Annotated in this window: 16 protein-coding genes, 1 tRNA gene and 1 riboswitch; of the genes, 13 read left to right on the top strand and 4 right to left on the bottom strand. The window is 70.0% G+C overall.

Translation table 11 applies throughout. From position 1 onward, the window contains the following. Positions 1 to 507 precede the first annotated feature (507 nt). The 13 genes from ACX80L_RS11395 (at position 508) to ACX80L_RS11335 (ending at position 14,110) form a co-directional block, all read left to right on the top strand. Positions 508 to 3,861 (top strand): Rne/Rng family ribonuclease, encoded by a 3,354-nt coding sequence (locus ACX80L_RS11395; protein ID WP_459289757.1) that lies wholly within the window; start codon positions 508 to 510, stop codon positions 3,859 to 3,861. Positions 3,862 to 3,963: 102 nt separating this feature from the next. Continuing rightward, a riboswitch (TPP riboswitch) is annotated at positions 3,964 to 4,074 on the top strand. Continuing rightward, complete coding sequence (thiD, locus tag ACX80L_RS11390; RefSeq protein ID WP_459289755.1) at positions 4,066 to 5,661, top strand: bifunctional hydroxymethylpyrimidine kinase/phosphomethylpyrimidine kinase; 1,596 nt, start codon at positions 4,066 to 4,068, stop codon at positions 5,659 to 5,661. It overlaps the preceding riboswitch by 9 nt. A 219-nt stretch (positions 5,662 to 5,880) precedes the next feature. Then, on the top strand, positions 5,881 to 6,189 hold the full coding sequence (rplU, locus tag ACX80L_RS11385) for a 50S ribosomal protein L21 (protein ID WP_087073581.1): 309 nt from the start codon (positions 5,881 to 5,883) through the stop codon (positions 6,187 to 6,189). 56 nt (positions 6,190 to 6,245) lie between these two features. Further along, positions 6,246 to 6,506: a 50S ribosomal protein L27 gene (gene rpmA / locus ACX80L_RS11380; protein WP_087073579.1), complete on the top strand. Its 261-nt coding sequence runs from the start codon at positions 6,246 to 6,248 to the stop codon at positions 6,504 to 6,506. A gap of 118 nt (positions 6,507 to 6,624) precedes the next feature. Then, positions 6,625 to 8,208 carry a GTPase ObgE gene (obgE, locus tag ACX80L_RS11375; protein ID WP_459289753.1) on the top strand — a complete coding sequence of 528 codons (1,584 nt, stop codon included), beginning with the start codon at positions 6,625 to 6,627 and terminating at the stop codon, positions 8,206 to 8,208. Between the two features lie 2 nt (positions 8,209 to 8,210). Further along, on the top strand, positions 8,211 to 9,368 hold the full coding sequence (gene proB, locus ACX80L_RS11370) for a glutamate 5-kinase (protein WP_459289751.1): 1,158 nt from the start codon (positions 8,211 to 8,213) through the stop codon (positions 9,366 to 9,368). Positions 9,369 to 9,416: 48 nt separating this feature from the next. Continuing rightward, positions 9,417 to 10,739, top strand: a complete 1,323-nt coding sequence (locus ACX80L_RS11365; protein ID WP_459289749.1) for a glutamate-5-semialdehyde dehydrogenase — start codon at positions 9,417 to 9,419, stop codon at positions 10,737 to 10,739. Positions 10,740 to 10,847: 108 nt separating this feature from the next. Beyond that, positions 10,848 to 11,084: a hypothetical protein gene (locus ACX80L_RS11360; RefSeq protein WP_133081721.1), complete on the top strand. Its 237-nt coding sequence runs from the start codon at positions 10,848 to 10,850 to the stop codon at positions 11,082 to 11,084. 35 nt (positions 11,085 to 11,119) lie between these two features. Next, positions 11,120 to 11,788 carry a nicotinate-nucleotide adenylyltransferase gene (gene nadD / locus ACX80L_RS11355; protein ID WP_279628611.1) on the top strand — a complete coding sequence of 223 codons (669 nt, stop codon included), beginning with the start codon at positions 11,120 to 11,122 and terminating at the stop codon, positions 11,786 to 11,788. A 7-nt stretch (positions 11,789 to 11,795) separates the two neighbouring features. Beyond that, complete coding sequence (locus ACX80L_RS11350) at positions 11,796 to 12,824, top strand: hypothetical protein (protein ID WP_459289747.1); 1,029 nt, start codon at positions 11,796 to 11,798, stop codon at positions 12,822 to 12,824. Between the two features lie 27 nt (positions 12,825 to 12,851). Then, positions 12,852 to 13,262: a ribosome silencing factor gene (rsfS, locus tag ACX80L_RS11345; RefSeq protein WP_133081723.1), complete on the top strand. Its 411-nt coding sequence runs from the start codon at positions 12,852 to 12,854 to the stop codon at positions 13,260 to 13,262. Beyond that, positions 13,259 to 13,939, top strand: a complete 681-nt coding sequence (locus ACX80L_RS11340) for a histidine phosphatase family protein (RefSeq protein WP_459289745.1) — start codon at positions 13,259 to 13,261, stop codon at positions 13,937 to 13,939. Before rsfS ends, ACX80L_RS11340 begins: the two co-directional genes overlap by 4 nt. 95 nt (positions 13,940 to 14,034) lie before the next feature. Next, positions 14,035 to 14,110 (top strand) — tRNA-Ala (locus ACX80L_RS11335). A gap of 113 nt (positions 14,111 to 14,223) precedes the next feature. On the opposite strand, the gene ACX80L_RS11330 is transcribed toward ACX80L_RS11335, so the two are convergent. The 4 genes from ACX80L_RS11330 to ACX80L_RS11315 form a co-directional block, all read right to left on the bottom strand. Continuing rightward, complete coding sequence (locus ACX80L_RS11330; protein ID WP_133081725.1) at positions 14,224 to 14,571, bottom strand: hypothetical protein; 348 nt, start codon at positions 14,569 to 14,571, stop codon at positions 14,224 to 14,226. Positions 14,572 to 14,744: 173 nt separating this feature from the next. Beyond that, positions 14,745 to 15,017, bottom strand: coding sequence for a hypothetical protein (locus ACX80L_RS11325; RefSeq protein ID WP_133081726.1), 273 nt, complete (start codon positions 15,015 to 15,017; stop codon positions 14,745 to 14,747). A 134-nt stretch (positions 15,018 to 15,151) separates the two neighbouring features. After that, positions 15,152 to 15,619: a hypothetical protein gene (locus ACX80L_RS11320; RefSeq protein ID WP_459289743.1), complete on the bottom strand. Its 468-nt coding sequence runs from the start codon at positions 15,617 to 15,619 to the stop codon at positions 15,152 to 15,154. A 458-nt stretch (positions 15,620 to 16,077) separates the two neighbouring features. Further along, positions 16,078 to 17,406 (bottom strand): NtaA/DmoA family FMN-dependent monooxygenase, encoded by a 1,329-nt coding sequence (locus ACX80L_RS11315; RefSeq protein ID WP_459289741.1) that lies wholly within the window; start codon positions 17,404 to 17,406, stop codon positions 16,078 to 16,080. Positions 17,407 to 17,426: the final 20 nt, after the last annotated feature.

The raw sequence follows: 17,426 nt of genomic DNA, 5'->3' as shown, positions 1-17,426 counted from the left end.
CCCGCGGGGGAGGCGTCCGCGAACGCGACGACGGCGGACACGGCCGGCATCCGTCGACGGCGGACGCCGATGAGCGGTCCGGGAACGCCCGAACCGCTCGCCCGGAGCACGAGGGACCGGCTCCTGTCCGCGAGTGCAGCCCGCACCATCGGTCCCTTTCCGGGACCGGTGTGAGACAATGGCGATGGCTGGTGGGGGAACCACATTCCCACGCCGGTCCGGTGACAGGCTTCCGTTCCGTGAGCGATGCTTCCGTCCTATCGACTCCGCCCCATCGGCGGACGTAGGCGGAATCCGCTGGCGGGACCCACCGTCCACACGGGCGGCTGAGTTGGAAAAGCGCCACTGGCCTCCGAGTGATTCCGCACCCCCATGACGGTGTGACCTCGGACGGCATGACAACGACTTCCGGTCAGCCGCCGGGCGAAGGGCCCGCGGCCGGCCGACATACCGCCCTGGAGGGCGCTGGAATGTGGACGGTGCCGCAGGGGTTTGGAGCGAGCACGCATGGATCAGTCAGAGCAGCAGGGAATCGAACAGGCAGTGACGGAAGCACCCGCTACCGCGCCGGAATCCCAGGAGCAGGCCGCACCGGCGAAGGCGCCGCGGAAGCGCCGCACCGCGAGTGCCCCCGAGGGAGCACCACCCAAGGCACCGGAGGCGTCCCCCGAGGAGGAAGCAGCCGCCCCCGTCCGCAAGCGGGCCACCCGGGCGCGCAAGCCCGTCGTGGTGACGGACGAGACCGAGGCGGACGCCATGGCCGGACCCGCCGGCGACGGAGCAGCACCGCCGGCCTCCGACGCCCCTGCAGCGACGGCCACCGCCCGTGCCCCCCGCACCCGCCGACGCGCCGCGACCGCTGAAGCCGGCCCAGCCCGTCCCGTCGAGCAGCCCGCAGCCGATGCTGCACCTCCAGCCTCACCCGCAGCCGATGCCGCAACCGCAGCCGACGCCGCAACCGCTGCCTCACCCGCCGACGCGCCCGACGCAGTCGGAGCGGACGCCGCCTCGATCCCCGCCGTTCCGGCCGAGGAGAAGCCCGCACGGGCGCGCCGTACCTCGACGAGGACGCGCAGCCGCAGGGCGTCGGAGCCCGCGCAGTCGGACGACGCCGCAGTGGCGGAACCCGTAGCAGACGGCACTCCCGCAGCAGCCGACACTCCCGCAGGGCGCCCGGAGGCCGCGTCGGAGTCCCGGCAGTCCGCGCAGCCCCAGGACGGAGCCGCGCAGGGCGACGTCACGCAGGTCGATGCCGGCCAGGAGGACACGCCGTCGGACGAGAACCGGTTCGATCCCTTCGCGGTCCCCGAGTCGCCGCTGTCGCTGCTGTTCCACGCACCGGATCTCAGCACCGTCACCGTGCCGTCCGTGAAGGTGGCGCCGCCGCAGGAGGACACGGACGAGGAGGAGTCGGACGAGTCCGGTCGTCGCTCGCGTCGGAGCCGTCGGAGTCGCACGCGCAGCCGCAGCGATGCCGGCCAGGCCGACGCCGGAACCGACGACGGCCAGACAGAGGGTCCTGAGGACACCGACGGACGGTCCCCGGCGAACGGCCCCGAGGAGGGCGCGGGCGTCACGTCGCGCCGTCGTCGTCGCCGCCGCCGTGGAGACCAGGACCTCGAGCTGACCGGCGGCGAGGACGACGATCCGCCCAACACCGTCACCCGCGTGCGGGCTCCCCGCCAGTCCAGCGAGCCCGTCTCGGACCGTGTGACCAGCGTCCGCGGCTCCACCCGGCTGGAGGCCAAGAAGCAACGCCGCCGCGAGTCCCGTGACACGGGCCGCCGCCGCCAGGTCATCACCGAGGCCGAGTTCCTCGCCCGCCGCGAATCCGTGGACCGCCAGATGATCGTCCGCCAGCGCGATGACAGGATCCAGATCGGCGTTCTCGAGGACGGCATCCTCGCGGAGCACTTCGTGTCCAGGACGCAGCAGGACTCGCTGATCGGCAACGTGTACGTCGGCAAGGTGCAGAACGTGCTGCCGAGCATGGAGGCGGCGTTCGTCGACATCGGACGCGGCCGCAACGCCGTCCTGTACGCCGGAGAGGTCAACTGGGACGCGGCCGGCCTCGACGGCCAGCCGCGCCGCATCGAACTCGCGCTGAAGTCGGGCGATCCCGTCCTCGTGCAGGTCACGAAGGACCCGGTGGGCCACAAGGGTGCGAGGCTCACGAGCCAGATCTCCCTGCCCGGCCGCTACCTCGTGTACGTGCCCGGCGGCTCCATGACCGGTATCTCCCGCAAGCTGCCCGACGTCGAGCGCAACCGCCTCAAGCGGATCCTCAAGGACCGCCTGCCCGAGAACGCCGGCGTGATCGTCCGGACGGCGGCGGAGGGTGCCAGCGAGGAGGAGCTGACGCACGACATCAACCGCCTCCGTGCCCAGTGGGAGGAGATCGAGCGCAAGGCCGGCTCGACCAAGACCCTGGCGCCCGAACTCCTCTACGGTGAGCCCGACCTCACCATCAAGGTGGTCCGCGACGTCTTCAACGAGGACTTCTCCAAGCTCGTCGTCTCCGGCGAGGAGGCCTGGGACACCATCGAGGCCTACGTCATGTACGTGGCGCCGGACCTCGTCGGCAGGCTCGAGAAGTGGACGGGCGACGAGGACATCTTCGCCGCCTCGCGCATCGACGAGCAGATCTCGAAGGCCCTGGAGCGCAAGGTGTTCCTGCCGTCGGGCGGCTCGCTCGTGATCGACCGGACCGAGGCCATGACCGTGGTCGACGTCAACACGGGCAAGTTCACCGGCAGCGGCGGCAACCTCGAGGAGACCGTCACGAAGAACAACCTCGAGGCGGCCGAGGAGGTCGTGCGCCAGCTGCGGCTCCGCGACATCGGCGGGATCATCGTGATCGACTTCATCGACATGGTGCTCGAGGCGAACCGCGACCTCGTGCTGCGCCGTCTCGTCGAATGCCTCGGCCGTGACAGGACCAAGCACCAGGTCGCCGAGGTGACCTCGCTGGGGCTCGTCCAGATGACGCGCAAGCGCATGGGCACGGGCCTGCTCGAGGTCTTCGGCGAGGACTGCGAGCACTGTGCGGGCCGCGGCGTCGTCACCCACATGGAGCCCGTGGAGCACCGCCGTTCCGTGCCTGCGCCCGACAACCAGCAGCAGCTGCGCCAGGACAAGCCGTCCCGGAGCGAGCGCAAGCGCAACCGGGGACGGGGCAACCAGCAGGACGAGGGCATCGCACTGCCCCCGGCCCCCGTGGCCGAGACCCCTGACCGCGCGGCGAAGGCCGAAGCGGCCCGGGCCGCCCTCGCCAGCATCGCGGCCGCCACGCACCACGCCCACGAGGAGCACGCGGAGCAGGCCCCTGCCGACGCCGACGTCCAGGTCACGGAAGCCGTGCTGACGATCAACGGCGAGACGGTGACACTGCCACGGGCGGAGAGCCGTCGGCCGGCCGTCGAGGAGGCCCAGGAGGCGCCCGCGACGCGCCTGACGCTGGACAGCCTGAGCGAGGCCTTCAACCGCCGGCCCGCCGATGTGGACGTCCCGGCCGTCGACGTCCCGGCCGTCGACGTCGCGCCCGCTGGCGACGGCGCCGCGGCAGACGGCGACCGCGAGGAGGCCGCCGAGGTCCGGGCGGTCCCCGCGACCAGCGCCGCGCCTCCCGTCGTCGTTCCTGCGCCCGAGGCGCCGGCGCGCCGGTCCCGGCCGCGACGCCGGGTCGCCCGCAGCGCGCAGGGCGCTGCGGACACCACCATCGAGACCCAGGGTGCCGAGAGCGCCGCCGAGCCCTCCGGGACGCGGCACGTCGCTAAGGCCGGGCCGATTGCGCGGAAGCCGGAGCCGTCCGGTGCGGAGCCGCTGATCTTCGGCGTCGGCGTGCCGGCGTCGGAGCTGTAGCAGCTCCACGCACGACGGATCGGCAGGCACGCGAAGGCCGGAGTCCCCAGGGGCTCCGGCCTTCGCGTGTCCCGTCCATGGGCGCCCGGCTGCTATAGGCTGGTCGGTGACACGGGGTGCCCTGCCGGATGCAGGGCTGAGATCACACCCGTCGAACCTGATCTAGTGGGCCTCGCGCCCGTGCCTAGCGGAGGGATGTCAGTCATGGACACTGCCCGAACAGCGTGCGATCCGATCTCCGGGATCCCCAACATCCTGAGCATCGCCGGCTCGGATCCGAGCGGCGGCGCCGGGATCCAGGCGGACATCAAGAGCATCAGCGCCACGGGCGGGTACGCGATGGCCGTGGTGACCGCCCTGACGGCGCAGAACACCCGCGGCGTCACCGCGGTGCACACCCCGCCCACGGACTTCCTCCGGCAGCAACTCGACGCCATCGCCGAGGACGTGCGCATCGACGCCGTGAAGATCGGGATGCTCGGTTCCGCCGCCGTGGCGCGCTGCGTCGGCGCATGGCTCGACCACGCCCGCCCGCGGGTCGTCGTGCTCGATCCGGTCATGGTCGCCACCAGCGGTGCGCGGCTGCTCGACGACGACGCGGTACGCGCCGTCGTCGACCTCGCCCGGCGTGCGTCGCTGGTGACCCCGAACATCGCGGAGCTCGCCGTCCTCGTCGGAGCGGATCCTGCCGCCTCCTGGTCCGCAGCGCTCGAGCAGGGGAGGGTCCTCGCGGCCCGGCTCGGCACCCGGGTGCTGGTGAAGGGCGGACACCTGCCCGGCGAACGATGCCCGGACGCCCTCATCCCCGCCCCGCAGGACGCACCGGGCGGCGCGGACGCCGTGGTCCTCGACGGCTGCCGGGTGCCGACCGAGAACACGCACGGTACGGGCTGCTCGCTGTCGTCCGCGATCGCCACGCGGTTCGCCGTGACCGGCGACTGGCCCGCGGCGGTGCGGGAGGCGAAGTCCTGGCTCGAAGGGGCACTGCAGGGCGCCGACCTGCTGGACGTGGGAGCAGGCAGCGGACCGGTGCACCACTTCCACGCCGGACCTGATCCTCGCGCGCACCAGCGCTTCACGGAGCTCGCCTGGCGCGACATCGCCGGACTGCGCCGGAACCTCCTGGAGCTGCCCTTCCTCACCGCGCTGACGGAGGGGGATCTTCCCGCGACCGACTTCGCCTACTACCTGCAGCAGGACGCGCTGTACCTCCGCGACTACTCCGCCGTCCTGGCCCGTGCCGCCGCCATGGCGCCGGCCGAGGACGAGCAGCTGTTCTGGCTGTCCGCGGCGACGTCGTGCCTGCAGACCGAGGCGGAGCTGCACCGGACCTGGCTGTCGGGGAAGACCGGCATCCGGGCAGGGGAGGGCGATGCGGGTCCCGTCACCCGCGCCTACTGCGACCACCTCCGGGCCGTCGCCGGGCGGGGATCGTACGCGGAACTCGTCGCCGCCGTCCTGCCGTGCTTCTGGCTCTACGCAGCGGTCGGCGACCACGTGCAGGAGAGGGTGCAGGAGAGACCGCAGGGAGGATCCGGAGGCCACGGCCCGTCCGGCCCGCATCCCTACGCCGCATGGATCGCGACCTACGCCGACCCCGGCTTCGCGGAGGCCACCGCGCGCGCCAAGCAGATCGCCGACGGTGCGCACCGACGGGCGTCCCCGGTCGAACGCACGGCGATGCTCGCGGCGTTCCGCTGGTCCGCCGCCTATGAACGGGACTTCTTCGACGCCCCGAGGGCCCGCGCTGCCGCGCGCCGCGCGCCCGCTGATTTGCGGGAGGGCGCTGTACTGGCGTAATCTGAACCCTCGGTGCACTTGCCTGTCAACCGGCATGTCCGGCGGCAACTGCGCAGGATTCGCAGACTGGGATGTTCAGCAGACACGAGCGGCCTCCGGGCGGCGACGTCGAAGGCACCAGTGCGGGTCCCGCACGACGAGCAACCCCAGGATTGCCGCCGAGGCGCACCCAGGTTTTTTCATCAGAAGTCAAGATTGTCGAGAGAAGTGAGTTCCCAAGTGGTGTACGCGATTGTCCGCGCAGGCGGCCGCCAAGAAAAGGTTTCTGTAGGAGACCTCGTTACCCTTGACCGCGTCACCGGTCAGGCAGGAAGCACGTTCAAGCTTCCCGCCCTCCTTCTGGTAGACGGCGCCAAGATCACCTCCGCAGCGGAGGACCTCGCGAAGGTCACCGTCACTGCCGAGATCGTCGAGAATCTTCGTGGACCGAAGATTGTCATCCAGAAGTTCAAGAACAAGACCGGCTACAAGAAGCGCCAGGGTCACCGTTCGGAACTGACCCGCGTCAAAATCACAGGCATCGCGTAGTCCCTTCGGGCTACCGATCGGTCACGTAGACACTTCAGCGAAGGCAGGCATAACTCATGGCACATAAGAAGGGCGCAAGCTCCACTCGCAACGGCCGCGACTCGAACGCACAGTTCCTCGGCGTCAAGCGCTTCGGCGGCCAGGTCGTCAAGGCCGGCGAGATCATCGTCCGCCAGCGCGGCACCCACTTCCACCCGGGCGCCAATGTCGGCCGCGGCGGCGACGACACCCTGTTCGCACTCGAGGCAGGTGCCGTGGAATTCGGTACCCGTCGTGGACGCAAGGTCGTCAACATCGTGGGCGCGGCAGCAGAGTAGTCTCTGCCAGCGCACGGTGCACCAAGCATTCGGGTGGGGTGAGCCTCTATGGCTCGCCCCACCTTCTTTTAAGCCGACCCGACTCGGCACAGTGAAGCATTTGTAGAAGGAGACCGACGTGGCGAGTTTCGTTGACCGCGTAGTCCTGCACGTATCCGGAGGCACCGGCGGCCACGGCTGCGTCTCTGTCCACCGCGAGAAGTTCAAGCCCCTCGGCGGGCCCGACGGCGGTAACGGCGGCGACGGCGGCAACGTCATCCTCCGCGTCGACCACCAGACCACCACGCTCCTCGACTACCACCACGCCCCCCACCGGCATGCCACGAACGGCGGCAACGGGATGGGTGACTGGCGCGGCGGCAAGAACGGGGAGACTCTCGTCCTGCCGGTGCCGGACGGCACCGTGGTCAAGTCGAAGGACGGCGAGGTCCTCGCCGACCTCGTCGGTGAAGGCACCGAGTTCGTCGCGGCGGCCGGCGGCCAGGGCGGCCTCGGCAATGCCGCGCTGTCCTCACAGAAGCGCAAGGCCCCGGGGTTCGCGCTGCTCGGCATCCCCGGTGACGAGCGGGATGTCGTCCTCGAGCTCAAGTCCATCGCGGACATCGCCCTCGTAGGCTTCCCTTCCGCCGGAAAGTCCAGCCTGATCGCCGCGATGTCGGCGGCCCGCCCGAAGATCGCCGACTACCCCTTCACCACGCTCGTGCCGAACCTGGGCGTCGTCGAAGCGGGTTCCACGCGCTTCACCATCGCGGACGTCCCCGGCCTGATCGAGGGTGCGAGCGAGGGCAAGGGCCTCGGCCACCACTTCCTGCGCCACGTGGAGCGCTGCGCCGCCCTCGTGCACGTGCTGGACTGCGCCGCCCTCGAGACGGACCGCGATCCGCTGAAGGACCTCGGCATCATCGAGCGTGAGCTCGAGAAGTACTCGGTGGACATGAGCTACGCAGGGCCCGACGGCGACGTCGTCCCCCTCAACGAGCGCCCGCGCCTCGTCGCCCTCAACAAGGTGGATGTGCCGGACGGACGGGACATGGCGGACTTCGTCCGTCCCGAGCTCGAGGAGCGCGGCTACCGCGTCTTCGAGGTGTCCGCGTCGAGCCACGAGGGACTGCGCCAGCTCGGGTTCGCGATGGCGGAGATCGTCGAGAACGCGCGCAAAACCGTTGCCGCCGCACCTCCGAAGGTCGCGCCGCCCGTGCTGCGCCCCCGAGGCGTCAACGCCGCACCGTTCCGGATCCGCCTCGAGGAGAAGGACGCCCTTCCCCTCTTCCGCGTGCTCGGCGAGAAGCCCGAACGCTGGGTCAAGCAGACCGACTTCACCAACGACGAGGCCGTCGGCTACCTCGCGGACCGCCTGGCCAAGGTCGGTGTCGAGGAGGAGCTGTTCAAGGTCGGCGCCAAGCCCGGCGACACCGTGGTGATCGGCGAGGGCGACGGCGTCGTCTTCGACTGGGAGCCCACGATGATGGGCGGCGCCGAGCTGCTCGCCGGACCGCGCGGTTCCGACCTGCGCCTGGCCGAGTACGTCCGGCCGACGCGCGAGCAGAAGCGTGAGGAGTACCAGGAGCGCAAGGAGGCGAAGGCTGCCGCCCGTGCCGATCTCGAGGCGGACCGCAAGGCCGGCATCTGGACCGAATCGGTGCAGAACCGGACGCGGCCTGCCCCTGCGCCGCAGGAAGCGGACGGCGAGTCCGAGGGCTAGCCGTGGGCCTGGACACGTCACTGCATCCGCTGGCCTCCCGGGCGGGACTACCGTCCGCGCGGAGGATCGTCGTCAAGGTCGGTTCGTCGTCCCTGACGTCCGTCTCGGGCGGCATCTCCGGCGAGGCACTCGTGGGCCTCGCCGATGTCCTCGCCGCGCGGCGCACCGCGGGGACCGAGGTGATCCTCGTGTCCTCCGGTGCGATCGCGGCAGGTCTGGCGCCGCTGGGTCTCGCCCGGCGTCCCGCGCAGCTGTCCACGCAGCAGGCCGCAGCGAGCGTCGGCCAGGGCCTGCTGATGGCGCAGTACTCGCAGGCCTTCGCCGCGCACGGCGTGACGGTGAGCCAGATCCTGCTGACCGCGGACGACCTGATCCGGCGGTCCCACTACGCCAACGCGCACCGGGCGATGGAGCGGCTCCTGAACTTCGGCGTCGTGCCGATCGTCAACGAGAACGACACCGTGGCCAGCCATGAGATCCGCTTCGGGGACAACGACCGCCTGGCCGCCCTCGTCGCCCACCTCGTCAAGGCGGAGGCACTGGTGCTCCTCAGCGACGTCGATGCGCTCTACGACGGCCCACCGAGCGAGGGTGCCCTGCGCATCCCGCTCGTGGAGTCGCCGGCCGACCTGGACGGTGTCACGATCGGGCGTGCAGGCAAGGCGGGCGTCGGCACGGGCGGCATGGTCACGAAGGTCGAGGCCGCCACCATCGCGGCGGCGTCCGGCATCCCCGCGCTCGTGACGTCCACAGCGAATGCCGCCGCTGCGCTGCGCGGCGAGGACGTGGGCACCTGGTTCACGGCGACCGGCAAGCGGCAGCCCATCCGCCTGCTCTGGCTGGCCCACCTCGCGAGGGTCCTCGGCACCCTCGTGCTCGACGACGGCGCCGTCCGCGCCGTGGGGGAGCGGCGGCGGTCCCTCCTCCCCGCGGGAGTGGTCGGCGTCTCCGGCGTCTTCGAGGCCGGTGACCCCGTGCAGCTCGTGAGCAGCGACGGGACCGTGGTGGCGCGCGGACTCGTCAACTACAGCTCGTCCGAGCTGCCGCGCATGCTCGGACGCTCCACGCATGATCTCGCGGAGGAGCTGGGCGCCGAGTACGAGCGTTCCGTGGTGCACGTGAACGACCTCGTGGTGCTGCGGCCTGCCGCCGCGTCATAACCCGACCTCCGGGCGTCCTCCGAACCGGCTCCTCGCTAGACTGCTGGGATGACCGATCTGCAGGCTGAGCCCACGACCGCCCGGACCGACGACACGCCGTCGCTCACCCCGGAACAGCTCACCGCGGCGGTCCACGCGATCACGGACCGGGCCAGGACCGCCTCGAGGATCCTCGGCCGGGCGAACCGCGCCCGCAAGGACCGCGTGCTGCTGGCGATCGCCGACGCGCTGGTCGCCCGGCGGGACCTCGTGCTGGCCGCCAACCGGGCCGACGTCGAGCGCGGCCGTGCCGCCGGGACCTCCGACTACCTGCTGGACCGGCTGAGCCTGGACCCGGAGCGCATCGGCCGGCTCGCGGATGCACTCGCCCAGCTGGCCGCCCTTCCTGATCCCGTCGGGACCGCCGTGCGTGCGGAGACGCTGCCCAACGGGCTCCGGATGCGGCAGGTCCGGGTGCCCCTCGGCGTGGTCGCGGCGATCTACGAGGCCCGCCCGAATGTCACGGTCGACATTGCCGGCCTGGCCCTGAAGAGCGGGAATGCCGTGATCCTCCGCGGGGGCAGCGCGGCCGCCGCCACGAACGCGGCGCTCGTTGGCATCATCCGGGACACCCTCGAGGACCACGGGCTGCCCGACGACGCCGTCCTGACCATCGACGAGTTCGGGCGGGAGGGCGCCCGCGTGCTCATGGAGGCCCGCGGACGCGTGGACGTGCTGATCCCGCGCGGCGGGCGCGAGCTCATCCAGTCCGTCGTCGCGAACGCCCGGGTTCCCGTGATCGAGACCGGCGAGGGCAACGTGCACATCCTCCTCGACGAGAGCGCCGACGAGGAGATGGCCGTCGACATCCTGCTCAATGCCAAGACGCAGCGCCCCAGCGTCTGCAACACGGTCGAGACCCTCCTCGTGCACAGCCGCTCCGGAGCCGCTCCTGCAGTCCTCGCCGCCCTCTCGCGCGCCGGGGTGACGCTCCACGTCGACGACCGCTCACGTGCGTTCCTGCCCGAGGGGACGGCTGCCCCGTCGGCGACCGACGACGACTGGAACCGCGAGTACATGCAGCTCGACCTCGCAGTCCGCACCGTGGACAGCGTCGACGAGGCGCTGCAGCACATCCGACGCTGGAGCACCGGGCACAGCGAGGCCATCATCACCAACAGCCTCGCGTCCTCCGAGGAGTTCGTAGCCGGCGTGGACTCCGCCGCCGTGCTGGTCAACGCATCGACACGGTTCGTCGACGGCGGCGAACTGGGCCTCGGGGCCGAGGTCGGGATCTCCACGCAGAAGATGCACGCGAGGGGACCGATGGGGCTGGCCGAGCTCACGACGACCAAGTGGATCGTGCAGGGCGAGGGGCACGTCCGGCGCTGACGGACCTCCCGTCGGCGGAGCCCCGTGCCCCGTTGCGCGTACCATTGGAGGAAATGCCCACGCCGGACCGGAACCACCGGCAGAACCTGACCCGACAGAGGAACCACGATGCTCTACTCCCTCGGCAGCGCACTGCTGGCGAACGAAGCCCTGGAAACCCACTCCGAGCTGCCGATGCCGGCGATCGCGTACGGACTGATCGCCATGGGTGTCCTGCTCACCCTGATGATCGTGACGATCTCCTTCTCCAACGTTCGCAACCGCCACGAGGCCGTCGAAGAGCACATCGACCCGCACAAGCAGCACGCGAACAACCACGATCACGGCGAAGCGAACCGGCACTAGCAGTCCTGGTGGCAGAGGGTATCGAGCGGGACGTCATGGGTGGCCTCCGGCAGCGGCATCGTGATGGTTCGCCGTGGCGCCTCGGCGTCATGGGCGGCACCTTCGATCCGATCCACCACGGTCACCTCGTGGCCGCCAGCGAGGTCGCATCGGTCTTCGATCTGGACGAGGTGGTCTTCGTCCCGACGGGCCAGCCCTGGCAGAAGGCCGACAAGGACGTCACGGCGGCCGAGCACCGGTACCTGATGACCGTGATCGCCACGGCGTCGAACCCCAGCTTCACGGTGAGCCGCGTGGACATCGACCGGCCGGGCCCCACCTTCACGATCGACACGCTGCGCGACCTGAAGGTCGAACGGCCGGATGCGCAACTGTTCTTCATCACCGGCGCGGATGCCATGGCCCAGATCCTCACGTGGAAGAACGCCGAGGAACTCTGGTCCCTGGCGCACTTCATCGGGGTGACGCGGCCGGGGCACGAGCTGAACGGCCGCGGGCGCGACGTGAGCCTCCTGGAAGTGCCGGCCATGGCGATCTCCAGCACCGATTGCAGGCGCCGTGTGGGCGAGGGCAAGCCGGTCTGGTACCTGGTGCCCGACGGCGTCGTGCAGTACATCGCCAAGCACCGGCTCTACCGGCGCGACATCCGGCAGGAGGGCGCGCCGTCCTCGGGCGTCGAGGGCGAGAAACAACCGACTGGATGAATCAGCGATGAGCAAGGCAGAGGACGCCGCACGGACGGCCGGGTCGCAGGAGACCGACCGTCCAGCGCCAGGAGCGCAGGAGTCGGAGATCTCCGCACGGAACCGGGAAGCGCTCGGGGCTCTGCGCGCCCTGGCCGAGCACCAGGCCGCCCTGCTCGAGGGTGTGCGCGTCGAACTACCGACCCGCAGGCAACTGAGGCTGCTGCGGTCGCAGGGCAGGGCTGTCGCCCCCACCGCCGACGGCGTGTCGGCGGTCGCCGTCGACCCGTCGGTCCGGCCGGACGTGGCGGGCCCTGCCGTCGGCTATGGTGCGTCCCTGGCCGTGCGCTCCACCGAACCCTTGCCGGGCGGGCGCAGGGACCGCCGTCGGCAGCAGCAGGCACACGCGGACGACGGCGCGCGGCGGCCCCTCGGCGATACGGCCTCCCGGGGGACGGATACGCGCCGCGTCGAGGACATGAGCATCGAGGAGGCCCTCGCCAGGCGCAACGCGCTGATCGAGGACGCCGCCGCGCACGCGGCCGGCCTGCAGGCCGCTGCCACCGACGACCCCTTCTCCGTCGACCCCGCGATGCTGGCACGCCAGCAGGCGCTGGCCGAGCGGGCGGCGGCCCTCAACGCCCGCGCCCGTAACATCCAGCAGGTCGCGGCGCAGGGGCCGCCGCAGCCGTCCGTCCCCCATGATCCGACCGCGGCACACAACCTCTCGTTCGTCGCGCCACCCGAGTTCGTCCGGCTTCCGGGCGGCACGCGATCCGTCCTGCGGGCGCCGTCGACCTCGCTGATACCGGTGGTCATCCCGCGTCCCGAGCGGAACCCCGCCACGGGCGAGGGCGTGTCTGCAAGCTCTTCGGACGGCGGCCCGACGGAACCGATCGGGGCCCGGAGCGCGTTCGGCCTGGAGCCACTCGACGCCATGACCGCCGGCCTCGGACGGCTGCGCCGGCTGCGCTATATCCAGTATTCGTTGCTCGGGGTGGGCGCAGCAGCGCTCGCAACCGGGATAATAATGACCGTCAGCTCCCTCAATGGGTGAAACCGCTGGCACCACACAAGGAGATCAGTGAGCGCTACCGAACAGTCCATCGGCATTGCCCGCACCGCGGCGCACGCCGCGGCGGACAAGATCGCCCAGGATATCGTCGCCCTCGACGTCAGCGACAGGCTGGCGATCACGGACGTCTTCGTCATCGCGTCCGCGCCGAGTGAGCGGCAGGTCAATGCCATCGTCGACGGCATCGAGGAGGAACTGTCCAAGCAGGGCCTGAAGCCCGTGCGGCGTGAGGGGCGCAGTGAGGGCCGCTGGGTCCTCCTCGACTACGCCGAGGTGATCGTCCACGTCCAGCACGAGGAGGACCGGGTGTTCTACGCCCTGGACCGGCTCTGGAAGGACTGCCCGTCCGTGGACCTCCAGCTCGAGGGTGAGCTGCAGACCTCACCGCAGGTCGTAGCAGCCGACGACGCCGCGGAGTGACCCGGAACCCCCACACCCATCCGGCGGCCCGGCGGATCATCTTCTGGCGCCACGGCCGCACGGAGTGGAACCGGTCCGGATTGTTCCAGGGCCAGGAGGACATCGACCTCGACGACACGGGTCGTGAGCAGGCTGCGCGCGCCGCAGAGGTCCTCGTCACGCGGCAGCCCTCGATGATCATCTCGTCCGACCTGCGGCGCGCGGCCGACACCGCCGCCGCACTGGCCTGTCTCAGCAGCATGGACGTCTCCTACGACGTGCGGCTGCGTGAGACCGACGCCGGCGAGTGGCAGGGACTGTCCTTCGCCGCCATCGACGAGCAGTTCGCGGACGACAACGCCGCCTGGCGCGGGGGAGACCCCGAAGTGCGGGCCGGTGGTGCGGAGAACCGGATCGAGGTGGGACAGCGCATGCTCGCCGCGGTGACGGATGCCGTCTCCCGTATCGCGCCGTCGGAGACCCTCGTGGTCGTCAGCCACGGTGGAGCGATCAGGGCGGCCCTGGCCGCCCTGATGGGGCTGCCGCCGGAGCGCTGGGGTGCCCTTGCGGGGCTCTCGAACTGCCACTGGTCGGAAGTGCACGAGGTCGTCGGCAGATCCGGAGCGCTGTTCTCGTGGCAGTTGACCGAGCACAACGTCGGTCTGGGGTCGCTTCCCGTGGAGCCCCTGGAGGGCTGAGATGCCCGAACGGCCGATTTGGCGAAGTCGTGAGAATTTACTAGACTGGTCAAGTTGCTTCGGCGGGGTGAAGGCCTCCTGGAGCAGCACGGCACGGGGCTATGGCGCAGCTGGTAGCGCACCTGCATGGCATGCAGGGGGTCAGGGGTTCGAATCCCCTTAGCTCCACCACGAACCGCTGGAATCAGGGTGAAGGTCCTGATTCCGGCGGTTTTTTTCTTGCCCTGAACCACGGGATGCACTCCTTCTGCCATCCCCGACGAGGTCCTGTTCGAGTGATGCCCTCAGCCTCCGACGCCCGATCCTGTTCCCCACAGCGGATGACTCGCGATCACCACGCCAAGAAGGAGGGTCGTCGCTCCGACACTGCAAGCGTCCCAGCGACTGACGGACCGATGAGCGTGAAGCTGCACGCCCAGCGTCACCAGCTGGGCACCCAGGAGCAGTAGTGCCCAGACGATCACCACCCACCCTCCGAGCCACAGAAGCGTCGAGACCTGCTCGGCCGCCTCACTGATGAAACCGATCCGCTCGGCCATCAGGAGAGCTGCCCCACCACCCAGGGCCAGCACCGGCGCAACGACCGGCACGACCGGCACGACCGGCAACCGACTCGCAGGGGCTCGATCCATGCAGTCAACCTACGCTCGAGCTGTGCGTCGAGCAACGGTATGAACGGTGCACGCGTCACCCTCCCACCCGACCCGGCAACCCTGTCCGACGGCGCTGCCCGTGCCCGTGCCCGTGACCGGGACGTAGGACGGAACGCGACCTCCCACCGGCTGACAATTCCGTTCGAGAGCAGTCAGAGCGAGTCCAGCCGGCGCAGCAATGGCCGCAGTTCATGACGATCGATCTGCACCAGGGATTCGACGTCGCGGCCGAGGAACTGCCGGAGGACTCGGCGGTAGTCCGACGGGGACAGATCCGTGTTGTGCAGGGCCTGCCGTACGTGGACTGCCTCGGCCAGTCGGAGCCCGACAGTGATGGAACGCGAACGTCCTGCTGCGTGGACGGTCGATCCTGCCGCGAGGACCGACAGGGCGTGAACAGGACGAAGATCGAGATCGAAGCTCATGGGTCCGACGGTAGGCAGGGATGCTGACAGCCATCGGGAAACCACGTGTCAGCGGCGTGAACGCAGCCTGTACTGATGGGAACCGAATTCCGGCTGATCACGGTGTCCGTGGAACGGTGCCGCTACGCTGCCCGTCACGATCGGTGCATCCGGGGACCGAAAGCGTGGGCGAGGAGATTCCCGGCATAAGGATTGGGCAACCACAGCAGCTTGTGCTCACGTCCGTCGGTCATCCTGATGTGCAGGCGGGAAGAGCTGATTCCGTGCCGATAGTCGAGGGAGTCGATATCGTCGCGGCCGAGAATCAAGGCCTTCGGCTGACCGTCGAGCTCGCCCTCCCAGGTGTCCTTCTCGACCTCGACCACCGCGCCGGGTGCGGGTCGACCACTGGCGAATTTCTTGTCCGCCGCCTGCACTGCGAGGAGTCCCAGACCTCCTGCCGCAGCGACGGCACCGCCCATCGCACCACCTTTCGCGGCGGACCTCAGGGTGAGCTCACGCCGACCGATCCGCACCACGTGATGCGGCGTCAGCCACAGTTCACCATGGCCCCAGTTCAGCCAGCCCGTCGTGCAGGAGTCCGCCAGGAGGGTGATCCTCATGCCTGCTCCCGCCCAGAAGGTCCTGACAGCATAAGAGAAGTAGGCATCGAGCTCCATTCAGAGAGGGACTGTCGAACAGGGACGCTCCCGGCACTCCCGTGCACGGGAGCCGGCGCGGGCGCCCTGATGCTGTAGAAGCTACGGGGGGGGACCTGCAGCGCGCACGAGTACCACCCACCCCACCGGGCCAGCCGGATACCCGTATCTCCCGGCCCACTACGTCCTGTGCGCACCAGCAACAGCCCGTATCCCAGGGGCGGACGATCTCGTACCGCTTGCGTCCAGGCAGCTGGCCCACGGACCGATCGACGTCGGGACGAGGACGCAGGACAGGACTCACCCCCGGCTCCGCCCGCCTCAGATGGTCGTGAGGTGAGCTCGCCAATCGACACCGTCAACTCCGGGTGATGGTCAAGTCTCCACGCGACGTCCGTTGTCTCACACGCTCCTGTCGGTCGTTACTGGAGGGCGAGGCGGGGGTCGAGTCCGTAGTGGGCGGGGGCGCCGAGGTGGTCGCGGAGGGTGGCGCCGTCGTAGTCGTGGTGGTAGACGCCGCGCTCCTGCAGGAGGGGGACGACCTCGTCGACGAAGGTGTCGATGCCGTCCTCGTTCACGTCGATGGACACCCAGAATCCGTCGCAGGCCCCGGCTTCGAACCATTCCTGCAGGTGGTCCACGGTTTCCGATGCGGTACCGACAGGGGTGGGGTGGTAGTCGATGACCCCGTGGGCGAGGATGTCGCGGAGCGTCCATCCCTCGCGTGCAACTTCCAGGGCCCGGGGGGAGCGGGGATCAAATGGGCTCGGGGACGCAGCCGCCAGCTGAGCGGGGGTGAGGGGTTGGTCGAGCTGGCTCGGGTCGAGCTGGAGGCTCAGCATCGAGCCGAGGTAGGGGACGCGGGATGCTGCCGTGAGCTCTGCCAGCTGCACGCGCCGGTCCAGGGCTGCGCGTTTGGTCCTGCCGATGGCGGGCATGACTCCGGCGAAGAACTTGATCTCGTCGGGGTTCCGCCCTGCCCTGGCCGCGGCGTCGCGGTAGGCCTGGCGCTGCCTGCGGGCGTCGTCGATGGTGAATGTGGCGCCGATGACACCGTTGGCGTAGCGTCCGGCGATCTCGAGCCCGTTGGCGCCTCCTCCGGCGGAGAAGATGACGGGCTGGCCCTGCTCGGACGGTGGGATGGGCAGCGGTCCGCGGGAGGCGACGTACTCGCCCTGCATGTTGATGGGCTGGATCTTGTCGGGGTGAGCGAACCGCCCGGTCTTCTGGTCCTTGATCCACGCGTCCTGCTGCCAGCTACCCCAGAGGGCCTGGGTGATCTGGATGGTCTCGTGGGCACGCTGGTATCGCTGCGGCCGGGGCGCGATACCCTGGCCGAAGTTCGCTGCAGCATTTGGGTCGCTGGTTGTGACCGCATTCCATCCGGCGCGTCCGTGGCTCATCACGTCCAGGGCCTTGAACTGGCGGGCGATGTTGAAGGGCTCGTTGAACGTCGTGGAACCGGTGGCGACGAGCCCGATGCGCTCTGTGGCCCGGGCGATCGCCGCGAGGGTCATCATCGGATCGAGGGTGATCTGCGGTGCTTCATGATCCACGTCGGCCTGTAGTCCGGGGAAGTCCGGGAGGAACAGGAAGGCGAACTTCCCGCGCTCGGCGGCCTGCGCGTACCGGACCTGCGCGTCGAAGCTCGCATAGTTCGCCGGGTTCACGTTGGGGGCCCGCCAGGCTGAGCTCTGGGACCCGTAGCCGTTGCCCAGGTGCATACCCAGGATCATCTGCGACTTCTTCAAAGGTTCTCCTCGTACACGTG

Source organism: Arthrobacter sp. MDT1-48-3 (assembly GCF_054511015.1).
This window is presented reverse-complemented; position numbering and strand designations above follow the sequence as displayed.

What these genes read in the sequence shown, in the direction of transcription:
- ACX80L_RS11395 (WP_459289757.1), top strand. Translation starts at nt 508, where the DNA reads ATGGATCAGTCAGAGCAGCAGGGAATCGAACAGGCAGTGACGGAAGCA.
- thiD (WP_459289755.1), top strand. Translation starts at nt 4,066, where the DNA reads ATGGACACTGCCCGAACAGCGTGCGATCCGATCTCCGGGATCCCCAAC.
- rpmA (WP_087073579.1), top strand. Translation starts at nt 6,246, where the DNA reads ATGGCACATAAGAAGGGCGCAAGCTCCACTCGCAACGGCCGCGACTCG.
- ACX80L_RS11365 (WP_459289749.1), top strand. Translation starts at nt 9,417, where the DNA reads ATGACCGATCTGCAGGCTGAGCCCACGACCGCCCGGACCGACGACACG.
- ACX80L_RS11360 (WP_133081721.1), top strand. Translation starts at nt 10,848, where the DNA reads ATGCTCTACTCCCTCGGCAGCGCACTGCTGGCGAACGAAGCCCTGGAA.
- nadD (WP_279628611.1), top strand. Translation starts at nt 11,120, where the DNA reads ATGGGTGGCCTCCGGCAGCGGCATCGTGATGGTTCGCCGTGGCGCCTC.
- ACX80L_RS11350 (WP_459289747.1), top strand. Translation starts at nt 11,796, where the DNA reads ATGAGCAAGGCAGAGGACGCCGCACGGACGGCCGGGTCGCAGGAGACC.
- ACX80L_RS11330 (WP_133081725.1), bottom strand. Translation starts at nt 14,571, where the DNA reads ATGGATCGAGCCCCTGCGAGTCGGTTGCCGGTCGTGCCGGTCGTGCCG.
- ACX80L_RS11325 (WP_133081726.1), bottom strand. Translation starts at nt 15,017, where the DNA reads ATGAGCTTCGATCTCGATCTTCGTCCTGTTCACGCCCTGTCGGTCCTC.
- ACX80L_RS11320 (WP_459289743.1), bottom strand. Translation starts at nt 15,619, where the DNA reads ATGAGGATCACCCTCCTGGCGGACTCCTGCACGACGGGCTGGCTGAAC.